The organism is Campylobacter sp. RM12642 (assembly GCF_020137635.1).
Lineage (GTDB): Bacteria > Campylobacterota > Campylobacteria > Campylobacterales > Campylobacteraceae > Campylobacter_E.
The window spans coordinates 1-1,448 of the sequence record NZ_JACGAT010000064.1; the positions used below are offsets into that span (position 1 = coordinate 1).

The following is a 1,448-nucleotide window of genomic DNA, read 5'->3' on the forward strand; positions in this document are numbered from 1 at the left end:
GGCCTATCAATGCCAACCTTTGATGAGTTCTGGGCTAAAGGCTATGTAGAATTTAAAGCTCCTGAAGAAGCTAAGAATTTCGTAAAAATGAAAGATTTTAGAGATGACCCAATTACTAATAGATTAGGAACTCCAAGTGGTAAGATAGAAATATTTTCTAAAAAGATTGATAAGTTTGGCTATGATGATTGCAAAGGCTTAGTTCAATTTTATGAACCAGCTGAATATTTAGGCAATGCTAAAAAATATAAATTAAATCTAATAACTCCACATCCAAAGTATAGATTACACTCACAACTTAATAATACTTTTTTAAGAGATTTTGAAGAAGTAGAAGGAAAAGAAAGCTTATGGATGAATCCAATTGATGCAAAAGCTCGTGGTATTAAAAATGGAGATATAGTTCGTATATTTAATGATAGAGGGGAAATACTAGGTGGTGTTTTAGTAACTGAATATGTTAAACCTGGCGTAATTAGAATGCAAGAAGGCTCTTGGTATAATCCTAATAAAAAAGGTTTATGCTTACACGGAGATGTGAATGTGCTTATAGCTGATATTCCAAGTAGTAAACTTGCTTGTGGTAATCAAGCAACTGCTTTAGTAGAAATAGAAAAATATACTAAAGAAATTCCAGCACTTGATTTATTTAGACAACCAAAGTTTAAAGCATAAATTAAATAAAGCCTAAAAGTATATTTTAGGCTTTAAAAATACTTATTAAGATAAGCAATAAAAACAAATAATAATAAGTATAAAAACATTTATAAGGATAATAAAAAATGAAAAAACTAATATTATTAAGTTTAATTACAAGCTCATTATTAGCTAATAATTATGCTTTAGAAAACACTCCTTTAAGTATTAATAATAAAACAATAGGAACAATTATTATAGGAACTAAGTTTGATATAGTTAAAAATGATAATAATAAAAGTGAGATAAAACTTACAGGCTATCGTCCTAAAGGTGGAAAAGCTATTTATGATACTTTAGGTGTCTTATCAAATAGTGTAAATCTTGATGATGCTAATGCTGTTAAAGTAATAGGAACTAAAGTAGATGATTATGATAATACTTGGGAAGTAGTAGAGATAGTAGCTAGTGTTGATAATACTAAGATTACAAATAAAGATATTATAGAAGATGGTAAGGCATTATTTGAAGAAAGGTGTGGTATATGCCATGCTTTACATGCTTATGATGAGTTTAGTAAAAATGTATGGCCAAGCACAATTAAATCTATGCAAGATAATGCAAGTTTAGATGAGAATGAATACTATCAAGTAGTAAAATACTTACAAAGAGTAGCTCCTGGTGATGATGAGTGAGTATGCTTTAAAAGTGTAAGTAAATACTAAAAAAGATTAAGGAATTTAAAAGTTTGTTTTTAAATTCCTTTTGAGTGTTTTTTAAATATCTTAGTGGTTTATTGGGTTTTAAAATAA

General features: G+C 28.0%; 2 protein-coding genes. Both read left to right on the forward strand.

Features of this window, described 5'->3' with window-relative positions:
* Window positions 1–675: molybdopterin dinucleotide binding domain-containing protein (locus AVBRAN12642_RS09660; RefSeq protein ID WP_284444078.1), on the forward strand; the 675-nt coding region annotated here is incomplete at its 5' end.
* A gap of 107 nt (window positions 676–782) precedes the next feature.
* A complete protein-coding gene (locus AVBRAN12642_RS09665; protein WP_239803609.1) occupies window positions 783–1,331 on the forward strand; it encodes a hypothetical protein in 549 nt (182 codons plus the stop codon).
* Window positions 1,332–1,448 lie beyond the last annotated feature (117 nt).

Bases quoted from the DNA above. Each gene is read 5' to 3' on its own strand.
- AVBRAN12642_RS09665 (WP_239803609.1), top strand. From the start codon at position 783: ATGAAAAAACTAATATTATTAAGTTTAATTACAAGCTCATTATTAGCT.